The sequence below is a fragment of the Myroides sp. TSA_177.3 genome (assembly GCF_052691955.1).
Genome location: NZ_JBQZGD010000010.1, coordinates 1 through 26561 on the forward strand (window position 1 = coordinate 1; position 26561 = coordinate 26561).

Below are 26561 nucleotides of genomic sequence, written 5' to 3' on the forward strand. Positions count from 1 at the left end.
GCTCTCTTCTACTCTTGTTTTTCGAAGCGAGTGCAAAAGTAAACAACTTTTTTGAATTGACAAAAAAAATTTGAGATTTTTTTCTTTCCTTCTTTTCGTTATTCTCTGTCTACCAAAGCGAGTGCAAAAGTAAAAACTTTATTTGAATTAGCAAAACTTTTTTTGAAAAATATTTTCTTTCGTTTTTTGCCAATCCTCAGTATTTACTGAAGCGGACTGCAAAGATAAGACTCTTTATTTCGATTATCCAAATTTATTTTTAAAAATATTTTTGATGTAATCTAAAGTCTTTTCTTCTGCTTTTCTATGAACGTCTGCTTGTTTAATGCGGATGCAAAAGTAGCACCTTTTTCCCCACTTCCAAACTTTACGCAACCTTTTTTTAAAAGTATTTTCGATAATGGTCGCAACTCGCTATTATCATACACGTTACAACTCAAAGTTTTTTTTAGCTTTTTAAAGGAATATGATGTTGCAAAGGTGTGATGTTGCTTTTTTGCCTTTTTGTAGGGGGCATTTTTGAGGAATGCATCAAGCAAAAGAAGGGTTTCTTTTGAAAAAAGTGGTTCAGGCAAAGGGCACATTGCCATGTGCCCGTACAGGCGGGGAAAGATTTTTGTGGTTTTGATGCTCTCCTTATATATATAGGTAGGGGCACATGGCCATGTGCACGCACAGGCACGGAAAGATTTTTATGGTTTTGATTCTCTCCTTATATATAGGTAGGGGCACATGGCAATGTGCCCCTCTAAAAAGATAATCAAGCAACTTTACGAAAAAGCAAAAAAAAGCTCCCCGAAGGAAGCTTTCTCTATAAACGAAGTTCAATAATGTTTAAAAAATCAATAATGGTGCTATAAAACCAACGCTTAATCGGCCAGTATTATAATTTTCTTGTCCTAAATGCTCTTTTGCATAGCTTGAATAATTGTAATATCTACCTACATAAGAAGCATAGAAACGAATATTCATATTTTTAAATGGCAAATATTCTACGGTTGGAATAAAACCATAGCTTGAACGAATGTGGCTTACTCCACTATTTTCTGCAACTAAATTTTTAGCATACGCATTGCTATTCATCAATGTCAAGGTTACATTAACTTTTGGAGCGATCAAATATTCAGCCTTGATCCAATTTTCTAAATATGAAACGTCTTGTTGTGCTGTAACATCATCTCCAGGCATCATACCTGTAATAATTCCTTTTCGATCTATCCCTTCATTACTGTACTTCAAATCATACATTAAAGTAAATTTTCCATCGTGGTATTTATTACCTATCGAATAATAGTTCATTCCACGGTTTTTTGCTTCTTGAAAATAACTATAACTATATATTGTTTCAAATTTCCCATCAAAGAAACTTCCTCTCCAGTTGGTCACGATAGCCATAGGAGCTTTCGCTTTTTCAATTCCCTCTGGCATTTTTCCACGATATACATCTTCGAAATCGGATACGCGAGAATTTAGAACTTGTAAACCGAAGCTGTGATTATTGGAAACTTGATGTGTAATTCCAACTCCAGTCAAGAAATTATCTGCATTTTCAATAATATCATTGTACTCCAAGATATCAATTGGATTTAAATCAAATTCGAATCCTCCCCAATCTGCACTCATTTTACCCAGGTTCAGTTGAGTTTTAGGTGTCAACAAAACACCGATATACGCCATATCTGTAGCTCTACTTATATTATCTTTACTTCCAGGATCTGTACTCTTCGTATAACGATCTCTAAATCTGAAATATACTTTTTCGTGAATCTTACCTTTTATTTCTAATCGAAATTGGTTATTACTAAAGGATGATTCTTCAAATTTACCATCTCGAAACATATTGTCATTAGCAAAACGCATATTAAAAATCATATCTACGTTTTTCAACAGGTCGATTTTCTCTACTGGTAGTAAGGGTTTAGAGATGGTATCGACACTGGTTTGTGTTTCTTGTGCAAATACACCGACTTGCACAACTAACGCGAGAAATAATAAAATTTTTTTCATAGCTCCATTTTATTAAAGTGAGTGTCCCCTAGAGTAAAAAAGATCCGAGTAAGAAGCCCGCTGCGATAGCAACAGTAATAGCAACTAATCCAGGGATCATAAAACTATGGTTCACTACGAATTTTCCAATTTTTGTACTTCCTGTACGATCAAAGTTGATTGCGGCTAGTAATGTTGGATAACCTGGCAATACGAAATCTGCATTTACAGCAGGGAATATTGCAATTAAAGCTGGATTAGAAACTCCTAAAGCCATCCCTAGTGGCATCATTGTTTTTGTAGTTGCCGCCTGACTAAACATCAGTGCTCCTAACACAAATACAGCAATGGCAAAAGTCCAAGGATATAGAGTAACCACCTCACTTAAAAAGCCTTTTATAGCGACCTCATTGTGAGACATAAAAGTAGCACTCATCCAAACCACACCAAAAACAGATACAACAGCAGTTGCCATAGAAGAGAACAAACTTACTTTGGTCACGCTAATCGCACTTGTTTTTGTGATTAACATCATCAATGCCGAGGCAGAAAGTGTGATCATACTAATAACACTTACCATTTGCAATTCTCCATTGGCTTTTACAACTAAACTTGCAGCGCCTGGTTCAAATTGTGGCAATAGTTGTGGAAATGCTCCTGCAATCACAATTAATAAAACTGCAATAGCAAAAATAACCACAGAGGTTTTTGCTCCTTTTTTTAATGGTTTTTTATTTCCTGAGGCATCTTCATCCGCATCTAAACTTTTAGCGAATTCAGGATCTTTCATTTTTTCAATGAAAATAGGATCATCTTTTAATTCTTTTCCTTTGCGCAAGACCACTAAGCATGTAATCAATATACCGATTAGACAAGCGGGAATACACACTTTCATGATATCAATTAAAGCTCCAGGATAAGCGAGAATACTTGCACCAGCAAATGCTGCTGTTGCGGCACTCATTGGACTTCCCGTAATAGCTAAGTGAGAAGCAATAACAGAAACACTCAATGGTCGTTCTGGTCGGATTCTCTTTTTCGTAGCTACCTCAGCAATAATAGGCAATAAAGAATACAGCAAATGCGCTGTTCCTGCGAAAAGACAGAAAAAATACACGGTAAATGGTGCAATAAACACAATGTTAGATGGGTTACTACGAATCACACGTTCAGCTAATCGAACGAGGTAATCCAATCCACCACATGCTTGTAAAGTAGCAGCAGTAGAAACAATAGCCATAATTACCAACATTACATCAATAGGTGGGTCTCCAGGTTTCATCTGAAAGATGAAAACGAATATCAATAACCCAACCATCCCCATCACACCTAATCCAATTCCCTTCATTTGGGAACCGATTAATATCATAGCAATTAAAATTGCAAACTGAATCAATAACATAACATTCAATTTAAAGAGATCAAGCTCATCAATGGGTACAAAAAAGGGAGCGAACAACTACTTGTGTTCTGTACGCTCCCCCCCTTTCCATTATTCCCTTCTGATGTACTCGACGGGATTTAGTATGCAAAGAAAATATCTTGTAATTCTTTTTGATTATTGGTTTTAGTCAATGCTAACATCAATAAAACACGTGCTTTTTGTGGATTTAAGTCATCCGCAACTACAAATCCTAACGCTTGATCATCTACTTCATTAAATAGCGTTACTCTTCCAGCCCCTGCACGAGCCGATCTACAAACTGCAATTCCATTTTTTGCTGCTCTTTCTAAAGCCTCTCCAACAGGAGCATTGAAGTTACCATTTCCCATTCCGGCATAAACGATTCCTTTTACTCCTTCTTCGATTGCTGCATTTACAGCTTTTGGACTAGCGTCTGCATATCCATATACAATCTCCACTTGAGGTAATTTTTTCAAGCCTTTTACATCGAATTTTTGTTCTGGTGAACGAAGTGTTTTATAATAGTAACTCACTTTTCCATCATAAATTAAACCAATAGGTCCGAAATTTCTAGATTTGAATGTAGCCATGTTAGTTGTTACTGTTTTTGTAACATCTCTAGCGGCATATACTTCTTCGTTCATTGCAGTTACAACACCTACATCTTTACTATTAGGAGAAGCAGCTACCATCACTGCATCTAATAAATTGCGGTTTCCATCTTGACTCATTGCTGTTGAAGGTCGCATTGCCCCAACTAAAACAACTGGTTTTGATGATTTTACCGTTAGCTCTAAAAAGTAAGCCGTTTCTTCTTGTGTATCTGTTCCGTGTGTAACCACAACACCATCTGCTTCATTTTTCTCAAAAATCTCATTGATACGGTTACTCAACTTTAACCAAGTATCGACATTCATATCTTGACTTCCGATTTGAGCAATTTGTTCTCCTTTAATTTGAGCCACATTGTGCATTTCTGGTACAGCATTCAACAAATCATCGATAGGCACTTTTCCCGCGGTGTAAGCAGCCTTCGTAGAAGACTCCCCTGCACCAGCGATCGTTCCACCTGTGGCTAAAATAATTACACGAGGTAATTCTTTCGTCGCTTGATTGTGTTTCTTCGGTTGTGCCTGTACTTGAAAAACAAGTAATACAACAAATAATACGTTGATGATCTTTTTCATATGAGGTTTGATTTAGTTTAGGATACAATTAATTTGGGGTGAATTAAATTTTCCAATGAATATACTTCATCCCATTTGGCTTGCGTAATCAATTTTCTTTCTTCTACGACAATTTGATGTACGCTTTTTCCTGATAGCAAAGCTTCCCCTGCTACGCTTGCACAAATTTCATATCCTAAAATTGGGTTCAATTGTGTTACAATTCCGATACTGTTCATTACCAAATCAGCACAATGCGCTTCATTCGCAGTAATACCAACAATACATTTATCAATTAAAGTAGTTAAACTATTTCCTAAATATTCAAGAGACGTAAATAATGCAAATCCGATAACTGGTTCCATTACGTTCAACTGTAATTGTCCTGCTTCAGCGGCCATCGTAACCGTTAAATCTTGACCAATCACATAGAAACATGTTTGATTTACAACTTCTGGAATAACAGGATTTACTTTTCCTGGCATAATAGAAGATCCAGGTTGACGAGCAGGAAGATTAATTTCATTTAATCCGGTACGAGGTCCTGAGCTTAATAAACGCAAGTCATTACATATTTTTGATATTTTAATTGCTGCACGTTTAATTGTTCCCATGATTTGTACATACGCTCCAGTGTCGCTCGTAGCTTCGATTAAATCTGGAGATAATACTAATGGTAAACCTGTTTCTTTAGCTAAATACTCCACACATAGTTCAGGATAAGCCTCTGGTGCATTTACTTTTGTTCCAATAGCTGTAGCTCCCATGTTCACCTCTAAGATTAGGCGTTGAGCTTCGCGTAAACGCAATAAATCTTCTCCAACAGTAGTAGCAAAAGCGTGAAATTCTTGTCCTAATGTCATAGGAACTGCATCTTGCAATTGCGTACGTCCCATTTTAAGTACATTTTTGAATTGCTCTCCTTTGGCAGCAAATGCCTTTTCTAAGTTTGCAATTACTTGGCAGAATCCATCTAATTTATAGTACAAAGCCAAACGAAATGCTGTTGGATAAGCATCGTTGGTTGATTGTGAACAGTTTACGTGATTGTTAGGGTGTACATATTGATATTCTCCTTTTTTATGACCTAAATGCTCCAATGCGATATTAGCAATCACTTCATTGGCATTCATGTTAACCGAAGTACCTGCACCACCTTGAATTAAATCACTTACAAATTGATCGTCGTATTTTCCAGCAATTACTTGATCACAAGCATAACAAATCGCATCTGCAATTTTTGGATCTAACACACCACAATCTTTATTAGCTAATGCCGCCGCTTTTTTAACTTCACCCAAAGCTTTGATTAACCCTTTTTCGTGATTTAAGGTTATACCTGTAATATTAAAATTTTCAACTGCGCGGAATGTTTGAACACCGTAGTATTTGTCATTAGGGATATCTAATTCACCTAAAAAGTCGTGTTCTCTTCTAGTATCTTTCATATGCTTAAATTTTTTTGTTCTATATATAGCATTTGATTGTACAAATGCGTTTCAATTTATTTTATACCTCAAAAATAATGCTAGAATAAAAGTTAGGATATGACAAAAACACAGGGATTATTTTATTTTTTTTACGTATATTAATGAGACAACGAACTATTTATTAATAAAATCACAAGAAAAGAGTAGCGTCCCAGATAACAAATCGAAAAATATTCAAAAACAATCCAAAATTCATTCATCATATAATCCAAACTCTTAAAAAATATAAAAATAACTAAACAAATATATAAAAAAATAGTATTCATATCTTAATAGCGCAGTAAAATCTTAAAAAAGGAAAAAACGTGAATTTTTAAATAAAATGGAATTAATCATTCATTTCAATATTTACCAATACAGCGATTCAACTCTCTTGTATCTTTTTTTTAGCCCTAGCAGTTCAGAAATAGCAAAAAATAGCGCCAAAAAAACCTCATTGAAGAATGAGGTTTATATTTTATAATCGAAATCGAGTCGTTACTTGTCCTAATCTTTTAGAAAAGGTATTCATTAAAGTGGAATAATCGATGATAATCCCGAGTATTTCAAATGCCCGATCTTGCTCTACGCCTCCTAATTTACTCTTGTACTTTTCAATGATAGAATTTACTAAGTGCATGCGAAGAGTCAAGATTGTTTCTGTAGTATATTGAGCAATTCCGTCTTTCTTTTGTTTGACAAAAATATTTTGACTTTCCCAATTGTGCAGGTTCTCTTTTTCTTCTTCCATGAGAATCGTGGTAACCTGTCCCGATAACTCTCCATCTAATCGCTTGAGATATCCCTCTAAGCTCCACGTATTATTGTGATAGTAATCCATCACATCATTATACAGTCGCTTGAAAATAGGATTCGTCAATTGTACCTCATCCTCTTGCAAGCTCAAATAAATTTTCTCGTATACTTTTTGTACTATTTTGTGCTCTACCTCAACAATTTCATCATCCTCATTCGTTTCGAAAACCAATTCCACGAATTGTTCTTCTTCATTTCCATACAGCAGTAAAATCTCAATAATGCGTTGCTCTAGTAAGTAAAGGGCATCAACGGCAACTGTTTCTTGTTGTTTTTCCGCATGCACCACCTCCATTTGCTTGCGTTCTTGTCCAAACTTCTTATTCGCATCCGCAATTTCTTTCTTACTAATCTGAGCTAGCGAACTAAAAATCACCTCTTCCGAAATATCCATGATGCGAGAACATTCTTGAATATAAATTTCACGCTTGATTGGATCTGGTATTTTAGAAATACTCATTACCATATCGCGAATAATCTCTGCTTTTTTGATTGGATCTCCCTTCGCATCTTCCATCAACGCATTCGCTTTAAAACGAATAAAATCGGTTGAATTTGCTTCGAAATAAGCTTCTAACTCTTCTAACGTATGTTTACGAGCAAAACTATCGGGATCTTCTCCATCTGGTAAGGGACAAATGCGAACATTCATTCCCGCTTCGAGAATTAGATCTACTCCACGGAAAGATGCTCGTATTCCAGCAGCATCACCATCAAAAAGCATGGTGATATTCTGAGTCAAACGACTAATCAGACGAATTTGATCTGGAGTTAATGCAGTACCTGAAGAGGCTACTACGTTTTTCACTCCTGTTTGATGCATCTGAATCACATCAGTATATCCTTCTACTAAGTAACAGTTATCTTTTTTGGCAATCTCCTGCTTTGCATGGGATATTCCATAGAGCACTTTACTCTTGTGGTAAATATCACTTTCGGGAGAGTTTAGGTACTTTGCTGCTTTTTTGTCATTGGTTAAAATACGTCCACCAAATCCCAAAACACGACCAGACATACTTTGAATAGGAAACATGACACGTCCTTTAAAACGGTCAAATCGCTTATCCTCTTTGACAATCGTCAATCCTGTTTTCTCTAAATAGTCTAAAGAGTATCCTTTCTTCAAGGCTTCTTCCGTAAACGCATCCCATTTATCTGGCGAATATCCTAATCCAAAGGCCTTAATTGTATCTGACGTAAATCCTCTTTCTTTAAAATAAGATAGCCCTATAGCTCTTCCCTCTTCTGAATTTAATAGGATATCTTCAAAGTAGTTCTTGGCAAATTCAGAAACGATGAACATACTTTCTTTTTCATTCAGTTGTTCCTTCTCTGCATCCGTTTGCTCCGTTTCTTCTATTTCAATTCCGTATTTTCTCGCTAAATAGCGGATGGCTTCAGGATAGGAGAAATGTTCGTGTTCCATCAAAAAGGTAATGGCGTTTCCACCTTTACCTGAACTAAAGTCTTTCCAAATTTGCTTGACTGGAGATACCATAAAAGAAGGAGTCTTTTCGTTGACGAATGGACTCAATCCTCTATAGTTTGCACCCGCTTTCTTGAGATTGACAAAATCGCCAATCACCTCCTCTACACGAGCAGTATCAAAAACGGTATCAATGGTATTTTTGGAAATCATAATTTACATTTGTCCCACAAAGATAAAAAAAGAAGTTGCTTTATAGTAAAACAACTTCCTTTCTATTGGTAAATGATTATTTGAATTCTTCTTCTAAGTTTTCCAAAGCCTTTTGTTCTCTTCTTTGCTATACTAGTAGGAATCGTTACACTTTTTATATATCACTGCGTATCCCCAAAGACCACATGTTTTGGTTGATACTATTATTTTTAAATAGTGGAGTTACATCATATTGAAATTGTAACGACCAAGAGCGATATCCAACATAAGCACCTACTCCATATCTGACCTTACTAATCCCTAAATCTCCTTTTTCATCTACTCGGTATTGTTTACCATCTTCTCTATAGCGATATACTTGATGCCCTTTACTATCTTTATTGGTAAAACTAACATACCCTCCTATTCCACCTCGCCAAGTATGCTCACTTCTGAAGTATTTCTTTCCTGTTTTTTCATCAATTTTGGGTTTTGTAAAATCAAATTCTAAATAAACAGGCACTTGCAAACTCGCCACACTTAATCTTGATTTTCGCAAGTCTTTTTCGTGATCCACTAAAATCGTTTCTCCATCCTGTACTGTGAAATAACGATGCCCCGTAGATTTTAAGTTATTAAAACTACCTACGACACCATAACGTAGATACAATAAACTTTTATCCTTCACTAAACGTGTTTTTAGGTAAAATCCTCCTTGGAATAAATTAGAAGGTATATAGCGGATATCGGAGTTAGCAAATGCGCCTTCCGTTGCCAAGTTACTTATTCCGTATACGAGAGACATGCGAAAGGTTGTTCTTTTTTCACTCCAATGTTTCTCTCCTAATCTATCCCTGTATTCTTTCTGCGGCTTCCCAATCATAATCGTAGCAGTTCGCTTTGTTGTATCCGCCACTTTCAGAAATTCGCCATTCTTCATCGCGTAGTTCACTTGGCTTTGCACCACATTCGTCAGACTATCTTGCATGCGAACGACTTCTTTTTCAATGCGATCAGAAGCTTCTTTTGCAAATTTTGATTTGAATTCCTGTCCACGCTCTTCCGTCATCGCATTTGTATCAATAAGATTATTGATTGAATCTACTCGAATACGCAAATGTTCTTTTTCTTTTACGGTTGCGTTCTGAATATCCACTGCAATTTGGCTTACTTTATAATCAAAGGTTTTTAATGATTGATCGGTCTTTTTGGATATTTTTTCCTTTTCGTCTAATTCCCGTCCTTCACGTGTAATTGTAATTTGCGCGTAGGATTGCGTAATAAACAACAATAACCCTCCTAAAATACTATAGCTAATTCTATTTCTCATATCTACTATCTGATATATCTACCACTGCTTTCTTCGTAGTATCAATAATTTTCTTCAATTTCGTTTCTCTGTATTCTACTTCAATTTCACCCTCAACTTGTTTCAGTAGATGATTACTATCTACCATCACTTTACGTTGGGGTTTGTTCACCCAGATTTCATCAATAGTTAAGGAATCCATCTTTTCTCTCTTTGCCACAGGTGGGATTTGAATATTATTTTCCACTTGAACCAATTGCTCTAAGCGTATCTTTTTCCCCACTTCTTTTTGCTGTACAACTGGATTTGGTCGAATAGATTCTTCGTGAGTTCGTTGTTCCAATTCTTCTTCTTGTTCTGTATCTTCCGTTACTAGATAGTGTTCTGTCGTTGGAACATCAGTAGGATTAGGTTGTATCATCGGTTCAGTTTTCAAAAAAATCAAGCCCAAAATTCCACCTACAACCAAACAAGCAGCAATTCCAATCCAGGTTGTGCGTATCCCTCTTTTCTTCTTCTTATCACGGTCATCCAATTGCTGTGCTAATTTATCCCAAGCGGCAGTTGAAGGAGCAATGGATCGTTCATCCAATTGCTTTTTCCATTCCTTATCTATTTTACTCCATTCCATAACCCTCGATTTTTTAAATGCTCTAATTGTTGTTGTAATAACTTGCGTGCTTGTGCAAGTTGTGATTTTGACGTCCCTTCGCTAATTTGAAGCATCGCTGCGATTTCTTGATGCTTATATTCTTCTACGACATAGAGATTAAATATCGTTTTGCATCCCGCTGGCAATTGATCAATTAAACGTTGTATTTCTTCCAAAGAAAGATCTCCTTCATCATCCTCTATATGTTCTTCTTGATGCTCAACCTGTTCCTCTAAATAAGCAAAAGGCCGTTGTGCGCGTAAAAAAGAGATGGATTCATTGACCATGATACGCCTAATCCATCCTTCGAAGCTCCCTTTATCCTCATACTTATCCATCCTTGTAAAGACTTTCATAAAGGCACTTACCATCACATCCTCTGCATACTGAACATCTGCAATGTATTGCCTACAGACACTCAACATTTTTCCAGACAACAATTGATAGACCTCATGTTGTGCGCTCCGTTTTTCACGCCGCAAATCCTCTATGTAATCTTCTATTTTTTTGGGGTATAGTCGTATCAATTTCATTCTAGTTTATCTCCGCTAATTTCAAAATTTAAAATTTAAAAAACTCTTTTCACTTTCATTTAAGAGATAAATTGATTCACAAAAGAGAGAATCGCATCGACTAAGCTCATAATAAGTAGTAATAATCCTTTCATCGTGTGTTGTTTTATTGGTTTATCTATTACATAGACGCAACAACTTCTAAAAAGGTTGGGAAGAAAAGTGAATTTTTTATTTATTTTTTTAATTCACGTGTTATTTTGGTTTTTAAGAGAAGTGTATAAAAACAAACAAGCCCCAATTTCTGGGGCTTGTTGTACAATTTAAAATACGTTTGCTTACTTAGAAGGGGTAAGAAACAAAACATGTGGTTCATTCTTTCATTTTCTGGTATATCATAGCGTGTAATACAATTCATTCGCTACTTGATTATACCATCTGTAAGATACGCCAATTTTATTAATAATAATAAAATTAAATCACAATTTTTTATTCTTCCGTTCTCGTTTTAGCTTATTTGGTCAACGATTTGGGTTTATTTTATTTTTTTCGTTCAATTACGTAATTCACCATAGTAATCAAAGCTTCTTTGAAAGGTGAATGCGGAAAATCTTCAACCAATTGCAAGGCTTCTTGTTGATAAGCTATCATTTTCTCCGTCGCATAGGTTAATCCCCCAGCTTCTTTGACGTAATCAATGACTTCTTTTACCCTGCGTTTATCTTCGTTGTGGTTTTTTACTGAATTAATCAGCCATTTGCGCTTTTCTTTTGTCGCGGTATTCAGTGCATAAATTAAAGGCAACGTCATTTTTTGTTCTTTGATGTCAATACCCGTTGGTTTTCCAATAGGTCCATCCGTATAATCAAATAAATCATCTTTGATTTGGAATGCCATTCCGATAACTTCTCCAAACTTACGCATTCGCTCGATGAGTTCAGCATTATCTGGTTCAACAGAAGCTGCACCTAAAGCACAACAAGCCGCAATTAGCGTAGCTGTTTTTTGGCGAATAATTTCGTAATAAACATCTTCTGTAATATCTAATCGACGTGCTTTTTCAATTTGGAGTAATTCACCTTCGCTCATTTCGCGTACAGCAACCGAAATGATGCGCAATAAATCAAAATCACCATTGTCAATGGACAGTAAAAGTCCTTTGGAAAGTAAATAATCACCAACTAAAACCGCAATTTTATTTTTCCACAGCGCATTTAAAGAAAAGAACCCTCGGCGTTTGTTGCTATCATCGACCACATCATCATGCACCAACGTTGCCGTATGGATCAATTCAATCACAGACGCTCCTCTATAGGTACGTTCATTTACTTCACCCTGCACCATTTTCGCAACGAGAAAAACAAACATCGGTCGCATTTGTTTTCCTTTTCGGTTTACAATGTAGTAGGTGATTCTATTTAATAAAGCAACTTTTGTTGCCATGGATTTGTGGAACTTCTTTTCAAAGAGTTCCATTTCAACCTTAATCGGTTCCTGTATTTGCTGTACAATATTCATTATAAACAAATTTATGACTTTTTATGTCATACTATACCATTCAAATAAATATCTGGAATACAAAAAGAGCTATTCCTTCCCTTTCAGTATTTTTATTATGATTTATTCGCTAATTGTCCACAAGCCGCATCAATATCCTTTCCACGACTTCTTCTTACAACTACTGTAATATCGTTACTTTCGAGAGCTTTGATATAATTATTGATCGCTTGATTATCTGCTTGTTGAAATTCACCATCGTCAATAGGATTATACTCAATTAAATTGACTTTACTCGGCATCTGTTTACAGAATTTCACTAAAGCATCGATTGAAGCTTTATCATCGTTAATTCCTCTCCACACAACATATTCAAACGTAATTCTGCTTTTTGTTTTACTATACCAGTATTGCAAAGCATCACGTAGATCAGTCAAAGGAAAACTTTTAGAAAATGGCATGATTCGATTGCGTGTTTCTTCAATAGCAGAATGCAGCGAAACGGCTAATTTGAATTTTACTTGATCATCTGCTAATTTTCGAATCATTTTAGGAATACCTGAAGTAGAAACGGTAATGCGTTTTGGCGACATTCCCAATCCTTCATCAGACGTAATTTTATCAATCGCCGCTTGTACGTTGTTGTAGTTCATCAGCGGTTCACCCATTCCCATAAATACAATATTAGACAATGGACGGCCGTGATTCTGGCGACTTTGTTGATCAATCGTTAAGACTTGATCGTATATTTCATCTGGATTTAGGTTTCGCATACGCTTTAATTTTGCTGTAGCACAAAACTCACAATCCAAACTGCAACCTACTTGAGAAGAAACACAAGCGGTAGTACGTGTTTCTGTTGGAATCAAAACAGATTCCACGATTAATCCATCGTGTAATTTTACTCCGTTTTTAATCGTTCCATCCGAACTAATTTGCATATTATCTACGCGAATGTGATTAATCACAAAATGATCTTCTAACATTTGACGAGTAGCTTTAGAGAGATTACTCATATCTTCAAAAGAATGAGCTCCTTTACTCCATAACCACTCATACACCTGATTCCCCCTAAATGATTTATCCCCTTGAGAAACAAAAAAATCTCTCAATTGTTCTTTAGATAAACTACGTATGTCTTTTTTCTCTAATTGCATGCTGCAAATTTACTTTTTTTACTCGAATAATTGACATCTGATGTTTAGATATAAAAAAAGGATGTAGTTCCATGTCCTACATCCTTTTTTTAATTTATTATTTAGCGAGGTATCCTCCTTCAATTGGGTAATATCCTCCTGTGGCAAAAGAGGCTTTATCAGAAGCTAACCAAGCGATTATTTCGGCCACTTCTTCTGGTGTACCCAAGCGTTGCATGGCATGTTGAGACTCTAAGAAGTGTTTTACTTTGGGATCCATAGCACTCAATAAAGGGGTTTCAATAAAACCTGGTCCTACAGCGTTTACGCGAATGCCTTGTGTACCATATTCCCATCCTGCAGATTTAGTTAATCCTACTACTCCATGCTTTGCTGCTACATAAGCTGGAGAACCTGCGAAACCAACTTGTCCCAAAATCGAAGCAATGTTAATAATACTTCCACTGCCATTCTTTAACATGGCTGGAATTTGATAGCGCATTCCATAGAATACTCCATCTAAGTTAATGGAAGTTACTTTTTTCCATTCTTCTATATCATATTCCCCTGTTGGTGCAGTTGCTCCTCCAATCCCTGCATTATTGACAGCAATATCTAGTTTTCCAAATTTTTTCAGGGTTTCTGCAACTAACGCTTCATTATCCGTAGGTGAAGCGGCATTTGATTTTACAAAATGTGCATTCGCTCCAATACTTGCTGCTAATTTTTGCCCTAACTCTTCATTCAAATCAGCAATTACCACTTTCGCTCCTTCTTTACTAAAAAGTTCAACAACGGCTTTTCCAATTCCTGAAGCTCCTCCTGTAACAATAGCGACTTTATTTTCTAACATTTTCATATTTAATATTTTTAGTTCCTATTAAATTACAAACAACATTTGAAAATTTGAGTTTCCAACTAATTAATTAACAGAGTTTTAATCTTACACAAAATAAAAAAAAACTGCCTTACCGAAGTAAGACAGCTTTTCATCGTATTGAGTTCTTGTCTATTTTACAAATTTTGGAAGAAATCGTTTCCTTTATCATCTGTAATAATAAAGGCTGGGAAATCTTTTACTACAATTTTACGGACAGCTTCCATTCCCAATTCAGGGAAATCAACTACCTCAACGCTTAGGATATTTTCTTTCGCTAGGATAGCTGCTGGTCCACCGATTGATCCTAGATAGAATCCTCCGTGCTTCTTACAAGCATCCGTTACCGCTTGAGAACGGTTTCCTTTTGCTAACATAATCATACTTCCACCTACGGCTTGGAAAGGGTCTACATAAGGATCCATACGTCCTGCTGTAGTAGGTCCGAAACTTCCTGAAGGCATTCCCTCTGGTGTTTTAGCTGGTCCAGCATAATAGATTGGGTGATTTTTGAAATATTCAGGCATTTCTTGTCCATTGTCTAACATCTCTTGAATCTTCGCGTGTGCAATATCACGGGCAACAATTACTGTTCCGTTCAACATCAAACGCGTTTTGATTGGATGTTTTGTCAATTCAGCCAATTGCTCTTGCATCGGTTTATCTAAATCAATAACAATAGGATCTTCTAAATGAGGTGCTACTGCAGGTAATAAACGTGCTGGATTTTCCTCTAATTGCTCGATGAATAATCCTTCTGCAGTAATTTTAGCTTTGATATTACGATCTGCAGAACAAGAAACTCCTAATCCTACTGGACAAGAAGCAGCGTGACGTGGTAATCGAATTACGCGAACATCATGCGTGAAATACTTTCCACCGAATTGTGCTCCAATATGAGATTCTTGGCAAATTAACTGTAATTTTTTCTCCCATTCTAAATCACGGAACGCTTGGCCTCCCATATTTCCAGAAGTAGGTAAGTTATCATAGTAGCCTGCAGATGCTTTTTTCACTGCAGCTAAATTAGCCTCTGCTGATGTACCACCAATCACTAAAGCCAAGTGATATGGAGGACAAGCGGCAGTTCCTAAATCCATGATTTTATCTTTAATAAACTCGGTCAAATTTTTGTCATTCAACAGCGATTTTGTTTTTTGGTACAAGAATGTCTTATTTGCAGACCCTCCTCCTTTTGCTAAAAACAAAAACTCGTATTTCTGACCTTGAGTTGCGTAAATATCAATTTGCGCTGGTAAATTGGATCCTGAGTTTTTTTCTTCAAACATACTAATAGGTACAATTTGAGAATATCTCAAATTCTTCTTTTGGTAAGTATTGAAAATTCCTTTGGACAAACTTTCTGCATCATTTGATCCTGTATAAACGTTTTCTCCTTTTTTACCTACCACAATAGCAGTTCCTGTATCTTGACAAGAAGGTAATTGTCCTTCTACTGCTACTACTGCATTTTGCAATAAGTTATAGGCTACGAAACGATCATTATCTGTTGCTTCCGGATCATCTAAGATTGCTTTTAAGCTTTCTAAGTGAGCCGTTCTCAACATAAATGAAACATCAGTCATTGCTGCTTCAGATAAAACTTCTAAAGCCTTTGGATCCACAACTAAGATTTCGCGATCCCCTAATTTTTCGATTTTTACAAAATCAGAAGAGATTTTTTTATACTTCGTATCGTCTTTTTGAATTGGATACGGATCTTGATATATAAAGTCCATTGGATTACTCGTTTATTTTTGTTGGATAAAATTACGAAATATACCAATGAAAAAACCATAGAACGTTTCTAAATAACCCGTGTTTACTGGGTTTCTCAATAAAGAACTTTTTTATTTCACCGTTAATTGAACAAATAGATACTCAGCCAATTGGAATGAATTACATCCTCTCCCGTCACTATTACTTTACTCTAACTTTTCATTTTTATGGGACAAATTGCCATTCCCCACAGCATTTTATTTACATTTGAATTTATTAATTTATAACCTATGACATTTTTAAACAAAATACTAGCTCCTATTTTTTGTCTCGTGGCTTTTGTTGCATTTGGACAAAAAGAAGCACAAAAAATAACAATTGGTGAATCGATTACTTTGGAATCCAATATTCTAAATGAAACGAGAACCATCAATATCTATTTACCTCCGTACTATCAACCTAATGATACCATTAAATACCCTGTAGTGTATATTTTAGATGGTGGCGTAGAAGAGGACTTTATCCATTTGACAGGTATTTTCCGCGTTAATTCTCAGCCTTGGATCAATCGCTTTCCTGAGGCAATTGTAGTAGGCATCGAAAACGTCAACCGTAGAAGAGATTTTACTTTTGCTGTGCCCAACATTGATTTCTTAGATAAGGTAGGCTATAGCAAAGAATTCTTCCCACAATATGGGGGTGCAGAACCATACGCAGCTTTCTTAGAGAGTGAATTAATGCCTTATATTGATCAACACTACAATACCAACGAAGAACGTACGGTTGTTGGAGAATCCTTAGCAGGATTGATGTCTTCTTACCTTCTTATTAAACATCCTCATCTATTTACCAACTACATTATTGTAAGTCCAAGCTTTTGGTGGGGTGAAGAAAAACTGTTAGATGAAACAACGGTGTGTTTGTTGAACAAAATTAAACACCCTGTCAACGTTTATGTAGGTGTGCCTAGCAAAGAAGAAGATGCCATGATGTTTGAAGTAGCGGAGCGTTTTTATTCGTACCTACAAAAAAACCCAGTGATTCACTCTACTTTTGATTATATGCCAGATGAAGTACACGCTACGGTTTTGCATCAAGCCACTCATAATGCATTGAAAAAACAGTTTTACAAAAAATAGAATTGCATAAGCATTCGTGTTTTTATTGATAACAAAAAAAGCTTGAGTCCCCAAAAGGTACTCAAGCTTTTTTATTTAGATGACAATAACTGTAAAAATAGGATGCATTACATGCTGCGCATATAAGCTTCTAAAGCTTCTAATTCAAGATCACTCAATTTTTTGGTGATTTCTAAATTAGCCTGCATGATGATAAATTGTGCAGGGTCAACAATCGCTTCTTCTTGTCCTTTTAAAAAGGAGATAAGACTCACATCGTGTTTATCGTAAATTTCAATAATTTCTCTAATACTAGGTCCAATTACTTTTTTATCTGCCATATGGCAAGAAGCACAAGTTCCTTTTCCTTCAAAAATTTGTTTTCCTAAAGCAATTTTTTCTGCATTAGTCATTTCTGTTGCTCCACCACGTTCAGATTCATATACGGGTTCTGGCATTTGTTGTTTTTCTTCCTTTTTACCACAAGAAACCAATAGAATGGCCGCAAAAAAAGGTATCGCTTTGATGAGATAGTTACGCATAGAGTTGTTTGTTTATTTGTTGTATCAAATGTACAAAAACAATTTTGGTCTGCTCTTTCACAAATCACGCCTTTTCATGTAAAAAAACGACATCTATCCTCAATAATCTCAACGAAATACCCAAACAAGGGAATAAAAAAGCCCAGATAAAATCTGAGCTTTCTTTTTTATTTATTCAGCAAGATGGCTGCTTCTTTTGCAAAATACGTAGAGATGATACTTGCTCCTGCGCGTTTGATACATGTTAATTGTTCCATCATGATTAAATCGTGATCCAACCAACCTCTTTCAGCAGCAGCTTTCACCATGGCATATTCTCCTGAGACGTGATACACTGATACAGGTACATTCACCGCATCTTTTACTTCACGTACAATATCCAAATAGGCGATTCCTGGTTTTACCATCACAATATCCGCTCCTTCTTCAACATCATACAAGGCTTCTTTGATGGCTTCTATGCGATTCGCATAATCCATCTGATAGGTTTTTTTATCTGTTGGAATTTCAACATCTGCTCTTGGAGCACTGTCTAGCGCATCTCTAAAAGGACCGTAAAAAGCAGAGGCATATTTTGCCGAGTAGCTCATAATCCCCACATCAGTATATCCAGATTGATCTAGTGCTTCACGCATGCGCAATACACGTCCATCCATCATATCACTTGGAGCAACGAAATCAGCTCCTGCTTGAGCATGTGAAACACTCATGCGCGTTAAAGCATCCACAGTTGCATCATTCACGACCTTTCCATTTTCAATAATTCCATCATGTCCATAGATTGAATATGGATCCAATGCTACATCTGGCATCACAATCATCCCCGGGCAAGCGTCTTTAATCGCTTTAATTGCCGTTTGCATCAATCCATTAGCATTCCATGCCTCTGTCCCCGCATTGTCTTTTAAATGATCGCTTACCTTAACATAGATATTGACTGCACGAATACCTAATGCATAAAGCTCTTTTACTTCTTTTACCGTTAAATCTACAGATCTTCTATAAATTCCTGGCATAGACAAAATTGGCTCTTCTACATTCGTTCCCTCTGCAATAAACATGGGAAACATAAAATCTTGCGGCGTTACAATCGTTTCTCTTACTAGACTACGAATGGACTCACTTGTTCTTAATCTTCTACCTCTTTGTAATGGGAACATAATATTTGGTTTTTTATTGATAAGACTTTTTGTCGTTTTATTTCTAACTAATATGTACAGGGGCGAATACGTGATTGCGTACCCCAATAAGCATCTACATTTGCTTTCATCTTTATAAAAGCGTGGGGGTATTGCCATACACCCCTACAGGATCCATTAACTATCAACCGTTAACTGTCAACCAATCTTTCGGTTTAGCTAATACGTCTAGTAACTTTGCTTCTTCGCTCCCTGCTTCCGGTTGATGGTCATATACCCATTGTACATGGGGAGGCAAACTCATCAAAATGGATTCGATACGTCCATTGGTTTTTAAGCCAAATAATGTGCCTTTATCATGAACGAGATTAAATTCAACATAACGTCCTCTTCGAATTTCTTGCCAAGTGCGTTGTTCTGCTGTATAATCTAGTATTTTTCTTCTTTCTACAATTGGCACATACGCCTCTAAGAAACTATTCCCTACGGTAGTGACAAAATCATACCACTGTTGGGTTGTTTTTTCGGTTGTTTCTTCCAATCGATCGAAAAACAGTCCTCCAATTCCGCGAGCTTCTTCTCGGTGTGCATTCCAGAAATAGTCGTCACATTGTTTTTTATACTGCGGATAAAAAGCGACATCGTGTTGATCACAAGCGGTTTTACATACCTGATGAAAATGGATGGCGTCTTCATCAAAGAGATAATAGGGCGTTAAATCTTGCCCTCCGCCAAACCAAGAGCGCACCACTTGGCCTTGTTTATCATACATTTCAAAATAGCGCCAGTTCGCATGAACCGTTGGCACCATTGGACTCTTAGGATGGATAACTAAACTCAATCCACACGCATAAAAATCTACATCCCCTACATTGAAATACTTTTGCATCGCAACAGGTAGTTCCCCGTGTACAGCAGAAATATTCACTCCTCCTTTTTCAAAAACACGTCCATGTTCAATGACACGCGTTCTTCCACCTCCACCTCCGGGACGTTCCCATAAGTCTTGTTGGAATTTCGCTTCTCCATCCACTTCTTCTAATCTCGTTGTGATTTGGTCTTGAAGCTGTTGTATATATTGATAAAATTTTTCTTTCATATTGAACCTAAACCAGCGTATCTGTATCGTTTATTCTATTATAGTTGAGCTATTTTAGCCATCCTTTCAAATGAAAAGGCTTTGCTTTCATTTTGAATGAATGTATATAAACTTTTAGCTTTGGCTTTGAATTGATCTTCTTGTTTTGACCAGTTTACCAATACATCTGCAAACTGCTCCATGCGATCCCATTCGAAATTGAATTGAAGTAAATGTGCATTTAATGCTGTTGCTTCCATTTCAAGTAGAATAGCATAGGTCAATCCCATTTTAGCTAATTCAGCATCAATTTCTTCCTTTACCTTTAGATCATCGGGAACAAATCCAATCGATGAAAGTTTTACGACAATCGATTCTATACGTCTGTCTTCTTCGCTTTTAACTCCTTTGTTTAACATAAGCCTTCCTATAAAAAAGCAAAAAAGTTTACGCTCTTCCGTAAACCTTTTTGCGTTATTTTTTTATTTGTGTTCGTATTCTTTTACCGCTTCAATAAAAGCTTTGGCGTGATCTACTGGGATATGAGGCAAGATACCATGTCCTAAGTTCACGATATATTTATCTTTTCCGAAAGCATCGATCATTTCGTGTACCATTTTTTTAATGGTTGGAATTGGCGACATCAATCGGCTTGGATCAAAGTTTCCTTGTAATGTAATCTCTCCACCTGTAAATAAACGTGCATTTTTTGGGCTACAAGTCCAATCTACACCTAAAGCAGATGCTTTAGATTGTGCCATTTCTGGCAAAGCAAACCAACATCCTTTACCAAATACAATAACAGGTGTAATCTCTGCTAGTGCCTCTACAATTTGATTGATGTATTTCCAAGAAAATTCTTGATAATCAACTGGAGAAAGCATTCCTCCCCATGAATCAAAAATCTGAACCGCATTAACCCCAGCTTTTACTTTTTCTTTTAAGTATAAAATCGTGGTATCCGTAATTTTTTGCAATAATGTATGAGCTGCAACAGGATCAGAGAAACAGAATCCTTTAGCCAAATCAAAGCTTTTTGAACCTTTTCCTTCAACTGCATAGCAGAAAATCGTCCAAGGTGAACCTGCAAAACCGATCAACGGCACTTCATCGTTCAACATCTCTTTGGTTACTTTGATGGCATCCATCACATAACCTAAGGTTTCTTCAATGTTAGGAATGATAACTTGTTCCACATCTTTTGCTGAGCGAATAGGATTTGGTACCCATGGTCCTACTCCAGGTCTCATTTCCACATCAATATTCATTGCTTGTGGAACAACTAAAATATCAGAAAATAGAATGGCAGCATCTGGTTTTACAATACGAATCGGCTGTACAGTAATCTCAGCTGCTATTTCAGGCATTCTACAACGGGTAAAAAAATCGTATTTATCTCGTAAAGCACGGAATTCTGGTAGGTATCTACCTGCTTGACGCATCATCCAAACGGGTGGTCTTTCCACCGTTTCTCCTTTTAAAGCTCTTAAGAATAAATCATTTTTAATCATTTCTAAACCATTTAATTACGTCAATTTTAGCTGACACTATTTATAATATGCTAAACAAGCTGCTAAGGTAGCTTCTATTGTCGGTTGACTGGCTACCACTACCTGTGTTGTAATCTCTTTCAGTGCATCTGCTGTTGTATCACCGATACAAAAGCAAACTTCCGTTGTGATGGAATTGTTTTGTAAAAAGCTCTCAATACCCGATGGGCTATAAAAACAGATTCCATCTATTTTCTGTTGTATTTGATGGGGTTGTTTAACCGTTTGATAGGCTTCATATTCATCAAAAACAAGGTTGTGTTGTCTAAAAAATGTAGGCAATACCTCACGTCGAATATTTCCACAACAAAAAGAAAAGCTTTTATTTTTAAAATCGCGTTCAATTACTGCTGTTAATTCTTTGGCATAATGTGTCCAAGCGAGTACCTCCCAACCTTCTTGCTCTAATAAGGCTTTGGTTTTCACTCCTACACAAATCGCAGGTTTGGTCTTCAACACCGCTGCCTTCGCATTATTCAAGACGCTTTTTACTGCATTTTGACTAGTAAACACTACAATATCACGCACAGTTTCAACGGCAAATTCTTGAGGAATTATGGCAATAAAGTCCTCTTCCATCCACTGCACATCAGCTGTTTGTAGGAGTTGACGATGCGCATCACTCAATAGGCGCGTTGATAAAACTGTAGGCATTTCTTATCTTTTTAATTCTTGACGCAGTTTTTCCATCAACGCTTGTCCTCCATTAGCCAAAAGTTCTTGTGCTGCGAAGAATCCCAGTTTTTTCCACTCTTGGATTGGCACTGTCTTATTGATTTCAAACTTTTCTTTTCCATCTAAAGACAAAAGAACTCCTGTAAAATCAATCGTTTCTTCCTTTTGGTTATAAGTAGCGATAGCTCCAATTGGCGCCGTACATCCACCTTCTAATGTGCGCAAGAATTGACGTTCAATATGCGTCGTCATTTCTGCCTCATAATCATTTAATTGACGTAAAGCATCCAATGCAAAAGAATCATCCGCCATAGCAACCACCACCATTGCCCCTTGAGCTGGTGCTGGAATCATCCAATCTAAGTTAATAAATCCTTTGGGTTTCTTTTTGATGCGATCAAGACCTGCAGAAGCGAAAATTGCTCCTTTCCAGGCTTCGTTATCTGTCAATTTCTGCATTCTCGTATTGACATTTCCTCTTAAATCCACGAGTGTGTGTTTAGGGAAACGATTCAGCCACTGTGCTTTTCTTCTTAAGCTTCCCGTTGCTACAATCGCTTCTACTGCTGGATCTAAAAAGGAAGTATCTCCTTTGTGTAGTAAAATATCCACTGTATTTGCTCGTTGTAATACAGCAGCCTGTACAATACCTTGCGGTAAAGCAGTTGGTACATCTTTCATTGAATGTACAGCAATGTCCACTTTTTTATTGATCATCGCCACATCCAAGGTTTTGGTAAAAATACCCGTAATCCCCATTTCATATAAAGGCTTGTCTAAAACCAAATCCCCTTCGGATTTCACCGGAACTAATTCCGTTTTATATCCTAAAGCATTTAATGCCTTCTCCACTGTTGTTGCTTGCCACATAGCAAGCTCGCTATCGCGTGTACCGATACGAATAACTCTATCCATTTTGTCTTGTATCTAATTGAAAAACTTTTTCTATCCATTCAATGCTATCATCTACAACTGTTTCCTCTTGTCGAAGATGATTAGCAAAGTGTGTTGTGATCTTCTGAATAATACGCATTGTTAGTACTTCAGCTTGTTCACTATCAAAGTTCTCATATTTTTTTCGATGGTAGTCAATTTCCCCATCTTTTATTTGTTCTAATCGCGTTTTTAGGGCATGAATCGTCGGAGCAAACTTTCTCATCTTCGTCCAAGCGACAAATTCCGACATCACTTCATCAATAATTTCTTCCGCTTGCGGAATAAATTCTTTTCTTCTCTCAATCGTTTTATCTGTCATTTTTGACAAATCGTCCATGTGGATTAACTCCACCATCGGATGAGAGACAACTGCAGGATCAACGTTTTTAGGAATAGATAAATCCAATATCGTTAAGGGTTTATCCAGCTGCAGCTTCGTTAAATCAATCGTTGGTTGTTGTGCACCTGTTGCCACGACCAATACATCCGATTTGCTGATTTCTTCTTCTAAATTATCGTAGTCTTTCACCACCAAATTGAATTTTCCCGCAACTTCTAATGCGCGTTCTTTGGTTCTATTGATTAAGACAATATGGTCGTTATGCGTATGTTTTACCAAGTTTTCACAAGTATTACGTCCAATTTTACCTGTTCCGAACAACAAGATGTTCTTTTCGGAAATAGCAGGAACGTGGTCCATAATATATTGTACTGCTGCAAAAGAAACAGAAGTAGCACCTGAACTTAGTTCGGTTTCGTTTTTAATGCGTTTACTTGCTTGAATTACCGCATTCACTAAACGTTCAAAGTAGTTGGTTGTCAATCCTTGCTCTTTCGCCAATACAAAACCATTGCGGATTTGACTAATAATCTCGAAGTCACCTAGAATTTGGCTATCCAAACCAGTACCTACGCGGAATAAATGGCGAATTGCCTCATTATTCTTGCATACATAGGCTACTTGTCGGAAATCGTCAACCGTACCATTACTATTATCACACAATAGTTTGATCAATTCAAAAGGATGTTGAGCAAAACCATAAATCTCCGTTCGGTTACACGTAGAGATTACGATTAAACTTTCTATTCCTTCTTCTTTCGCTTGACATAATAGATTTTCTTTGGCCGTCTCACTCAAACTAAACTTTCCTCTCATCTCGGCATCCGCTTTTTTGTAGCTTAACCCAACTGCATAAAAAGTAGCTGATTTGACCTTATCTATTTTTTCCATACCTATTTCAATTTCAAAAGTAAGCAAATTTAACGCTAATGATTCGATAAAAGTAACGCTAGAAGGACTATTAATAACGCTGAAAGAAAAAGAAAAACATTTAGCAATATTTCATTATAATACAGTACATTTGCAGTATTAGCAAGGGTTACAAAAGACTTTATATAGAATCATTCTAAATAAAAAATACAAGATTACGTTTCCTTGCCTTTCAAAAAAATAACGCTATGAGTCCCATAGAAGAAATTAATATAGATCCCGAATTTTCGGTTTATAAAATAGACAATACTAGTCCGCAGCCCTATAGTTTCCACAAGGAAATCGGCACGGATATTATCCAATTTTACTTTTGTTTAAAAGGCAGTGGACAGTTTATTTACAACCACGGAGCCTATACCTTGGATTTACCTGAAGAGAAATCATTGCTTTTGTATAACCCTCAAAAACAATTGCCCGTTCACTTAGAAATAAAGAGTCAATCGGCGATTATTTGCTTGATGATTCCCATTAAAAAATTCCACTCTTTATTTTCATCTGAAGCAGAATTTATTGGCTTTCTAACGGAAGAAAACAAAGAGAAGAAGTACTATACGGAAGAAAAGATTACCCCTGCCATTGCCATTGTACTAACACAAATGCTCAATGCATCCATGCATCCTTCAGTAAAGAATTTATTCTATAAAGGGAAAACTTACGAATTACTCAGCCTTGTTTTCAACTATAACGAGGAACAAAATATAGATAACTGTCCTTTTTTATCGGATGAAGAAGATGTACTTAAGATTAAACAAGCCAAAGACATCATCATTCAACAAATGACAGAACCACCAACACTACAAGAACTAGCGGATCAGATTGGATTAAATATCAAAAAACTCAAAATCGGATTCAAACAGATTTACGGCGATTCGGTATTCAGTTTTTTATTTGATTATAAGATGGAATACGCACGCAAATTACTAGATGAAGGTAATTACAATGTAAACGAAGTTGGTTTAAAGATTGGTTATAGTTCTGCCAGTCATTTTATCTCTGCTTTTAAAAAGAAATACGGCATCACGCCAAAAAAATATTTAATGTCAATTAATTCAAACAATCAATAATGAAAGGGATACTACTTGTAAATTTAGGTTCGCCAAAATCTCCAACACCCGAGGATGTAAAACCTTATTTGGATGAATTTTTAATGGACAAAAGAGTCATTGATATGCCTTATTTACTACGAGCTTTCTTAGTAAAGGGAATTATCCTCAATACAAGACCGAAGAAATCAGCAGAAGCGTATCAAAAAGTATGGTTACCGGAAGGGTCTCCATTAATTGTTATTTCTCAGCGTCAGCAAAAAAAACTACAACAGAAGATTGACTTACCTATTGCCTTAGCGATGCGATATGGAGAACCTTCAATCAAAACAGGCTTACAAGAGTTAAAAGACAAAGGAGTTACGGAGGTATTTATGATTCCTTTATATCCGCAATTTGCTATGGCTACGACCGAAACCATTGAGGTCTTAGCGGAAGAATTGCGCAAAAAACACTTTGCTAACATGACCATCACTAGTATGCCTGCATTTTACAACAAACAGGAATACATTGATGCTTTAGCAGCTTCTATTCAAGCACATTTGGATGAAAACGAATGGGACCATGTCCTTTTCTCTTATCACGGCGTACCTGAACGTCACATCTACAAATCGGATACAACAAAATCACACTGTAAAATTGACGGCTCTTGTTGTAATACTCCTTCTGTGGCACATCAACATTGCTACAGACACCAATGTTTAGAAACAACCAAACAAGTAGTTGAAAAACTCAATATTCCGGAAGGGAAATACACCAATACGTTTCAATCAAGACTAGGCCCTGATAAATGGTTACAACCACCAACAGACAAAACGGTGAATCAACTTGCTGAAAACGGAATTAAACACCTAGCTGTGGTTACACCAGCCTTTGTTGCGGATTGTTTAGAGACCTTGGAAGAAATCGGTATGGAAGCACATGACGAGTTCTTACATCACGGCGGAACTTCTTTTAAAACCATTCCTTGCTTAAATGACAACGATGCTTTTATCGATGCCCTAGCGACTTGGATTACCACTTGGGAACAAACTAAATAACAAGATAT

General features: G+C 36.5%; 23 protein-coding genes. 3 read left to right on the top strand and 20 right to left on the bottom strand.

Annotated elements, in window-relative coordinates:
* Positions 1-834: 834 nt before the first annotated feature.
* The 12 genes from ACUTSE_RS10825 to ACUTSE_RS10880 all read right to left on the bottom strand — a co-directional run bounded on the left by ACUTSE_RS10825 (position 835) and on the right by ACUTSE_RS10880 (position 16182).
* On the bottom strand, positions 835-2007 hold the full coding sequence (locus ACUTSE_RS10825) for a porin (protein ID WP_445640240.1): 1173 nt from the start codon (positions 2005-2007) through the stop codon (positions 835-837).
* A 28-nt stretch (positions 2008-2035) separates the two neighbouring features.
* Entirely contained in the window at positions 2036-3388 is a 1353-nt protein-coding gene (locus ACUTSE_RS10830) for an anaerobic C4-dicarboxylate transporter family protein (protein WP_002987966.1), read from the bottom strand.
* A 119-nt stretch (positions 3389-3507) separates the two neighbouring features.
* On the bottom strand, positions 3508-4578 hold the full coding sequence (locus ACUTSE_RS10835) for a type II asparaginase (RefSeq protein ID WP_445640241.1): 1071 nt from the start codon (positions 4576-4578) through the stop codon (positions 3508-3510).
* Between the two features lie 17 nt (positions 4579-4595).
* Positions 4596-6005: an aspartate ammonia-lyase gene (aspA, locus tag ACUTSE_RS10840; protein ID WP_060874233.1), complete on the bottom strand. Its 1410-nt coding sequence runs from the start codon at positions 6003-6005 to the stop codon at positions 4596-4598.
* Positions 6006-6504: 499 nt separating this feature from the next.
* The gene (gene dnaG, locus ACUTSE_RS10845; protein ID WP_115091911.1) at positions 6505-8481 is read right to left on the bottom strand and encodes a DNA primase; all 1977 of its coding nucleotides are present in this window, start codon (positions 8479-8481) and stop codon (positions 6505-6507) included.
* Between the two features lie 154 nt (positions 8482-8635).
* Positions 8636-9790 (bottom strand): hypothetical protein, encoded by a 1155-nt coding sequence (locus ACUTSE_RS10850; protein WP_445640242.1) that lies wholly within the window; start codon positions 9788-9790, stop codon positions 8636-8638.
* Entirely contained in the window at positions 9780-10400 is a 621-nt protein-coding gene (locus ACUTSE_RS10855; protein WP_445640243.1) for a hypothetical protein, read from the bottom strand. Before ACUTSE_RS10855 ends, ACUTSE_RS10850 begins: the two co-directional genes overlap by 11 nt.
* Positions 10382-10954: an RNA polymerase sigma factor gene (locus ACUTSE_RS10860; protein WP_445640244.1), complete on the bottom strand. Its 573-nt coding sequence runs from the start codon at positions 10952-10954 to the stop codon at positions 10382-10384. Before ACUTSE_RS10860 ends, ACUTSE_RS10855 begins: the two co-directional genes overlap by 19 nt.
* Before the next feature lie 519 nt (positions 10955-11473).
* Positions 11474-12451 (bottom strand): polyprenyl synthetase family protein, encoded by a 978-nt coding sequence (locus tag ACUTSE_RS10865; RefSeq protein WP_445640245.1) that lies wholly within the window; start codon positions 12449-12451, stop codon positions 11474-11476.
* 95 nt (positions 12452-12546) lie between these two features.
* The gene (gene rlmN, locus ACUTSE_RS10870) at positions 12547-13587 is read right to left on the bottom strand and encodes a 23S rRNA (adenine(2503)-C(2))-methyltransferase RlmN (RefSeq protein ID WP_115091916.1); all 1041 of its coding nucleotides are present in this window, start codon (positions 13585-13587) and stop codon (positions 12547-12549) included.
* A gap of 97 nt (positions 13588-13684) precedes the next feature.
* Positions 13685-14425 carry an SDR family NAD(P)-dependent oxidoreductase gene (locus ACUTSE_RS10875; RefSeq protein ID WP_259189430.1) on the bottom strand — a complete coding sequence of 247 codons (741 nt, stop codon included), beginning with the start codon at positions 14423-14425 and terminating at the stop codon, positions 13685-13687.
* A gap of 155 nt (positions 14426-14580) precedes the next feature.
* Positions 14581-16182, bottom strand: coding sequence for a fumarate hydratase (locus tag ACUTSE_RS10880; protein ID WP_353102177.1), 1602 nt, complete (start codon positions 16180-16182; stop codon positions 14581-14583).
* Between the two features lie 270 nt (positions 16183-16452).
* On the opposite strand from ACUTSE_RS10880, the gene ACUTSE_RS10885 reads away from it, so the two are divergent.
* Positions 16453-17301 (top strand): alpha/beta hydrolase, encoded by an 849-nt coding sequence (locus ACUTSE_RS10885; protein WP_353102179.1) that lies wholly within the window; start codon positions 16453-16455, stop codon positions 17299-17301.
* Between the two features lie 107 nt (positions 17302-17408).
* On the opposite strand, the gene ACUTSE_RS10890 is transcribed toward ACUTSE_RS10885, so the two are convergent.
* The 8 genes from ACUTSE_RS10890 to hemA all read right to left on the bottom strand — a co-directional run bounded on the left by ACUTSE_RS10890 (position 17409) and on the right by hemA (position 24431).
* The gene (locus ACUTSE_RS10890) at positions 17409-17822 is read right to left on the bottom strand and encodes a c-type cytochrome (RefSeq protein ID WP_002987994.1); all 414 of its coding nucleotides are present in this window, start codon (positions 17820-17822) and stop codon (positions 17409-17411) included.
* A gap of 167 nt (positions 17823-17989) precedes the next feature.
* Positions 17990-18982, bottom strand: coding sequence for a porphobilinogen synthase (hemB, locus tag ACUTSE_RS10895; RefSeq protein ID WP_115091920.1), 993 nt, complete (start codon positions 18980-18982; stop codon positions 17990-17992).
* A 163-nt stretch (positions 18983-19145) separates the two neighbouring features.
* Positions 19146-20060 carry an oxygen-dependent coproporphyrinogen oxidase gene (gene hemF / locus ACUTSE_RS10900; RefSeq protein WP_445640246.1) on the bottom strand — a complete coding sequence of 305 codons (915 nt, stop codon included), beginning with the start codon at positions 20058-20060 and terminating at the stop codon, positions 19146-19148.
* A gap of 38 nt (positions 20061-20098) precedes the next feature.
* A complete protein-coding gene (locus ACUTSE_RS10905; protein ID WP_002988000.1) occupies positions 20099-20458 on the bottom strand; it encodes a hypothetical protein in 360 nt (119 codons plus the stop codon).
* Positions 20459-20521: 63 nt separating this feature from the next.
* Entirely contained in the window at positions 20522-21550 is a 1029-nt protein-coding gene (gene hemE, locus ACUTSE_RS10910) for a uroporphyrinogen decarboxylase (protein ID WP_445640247.1), read from the bottom strand.
* A 36-nt stretch (positions 21551-21586) separates the two neighbouring features.
* Positions 21587-22243 carry a uroporphyrinogen-III synthase gene (locus ACUTSE_RS10915; protein ID WP_445640248.1) on the bottom strand — a complete coding sequence of 219 codons (657 nt, stop codon included), beginning with the start codon at positions 22241-22243 and terminating at the stop codon, positions 21587-21589.
* 3 nt (positions 22244-22246) lie between these two features.
* Positions 22247-23179, bottom strand: a complete 933-nt coding sequence (gene hemC / locus ACUTSE_RS10920) for a hydroxymethylbilane synthase (RefSeq protein WP_445640249.1) — start codon at positions 23177-23179, stop codon at positions 22247-22249.
* Positions 23172-24431, bottom strand: a complete 1260-nt coding sequence (hemA, locus tag ACUTSE_RS10925) for a glutamyl-tRNA reductase (protein WP_445640250.1) — start codon at positions 24429-24431, stop codon at positions 23172-23174. The genes hemC and hemA overlap by 8 nt, the downstream gene beginning before the upstream one ends.
* 227 nt (positions 24432-24658) lie before the next feature.
* Here hemA and ACUTSE_RS10930 point away from each other — a divergent pair, with 227 nt between their 5' ends.
* Together ACUTSE_RS10930 and hemH are read left to right on the top strand one after the other, a co-directional pair.
* Positions 24659-25534, top strand: coding sequence for an AraC family transcriptional regulator (locus ACUTSE_RS10930; protein ID WP_002988013.1), 876 nt, complete (start codon positions 24659-24661; stop codon positions 25532-25534).
* On the top strand, positions 25534-26553 hold the full coding sequence (gene hemH / locus ACUTSE_RS10935; RefSeq protein ID WP_115091925.1) for a ferrochelatase: 1020 nt from the start codon (positions 25534-25536) through the stop codon (positions 26551-26553). Before ACUTSE_RS10930 ends, hemH begins: the two co-directional genes overlap by 1 nt.
* Positions 26554-26561 lie beyond the last annotated feature (8 nt).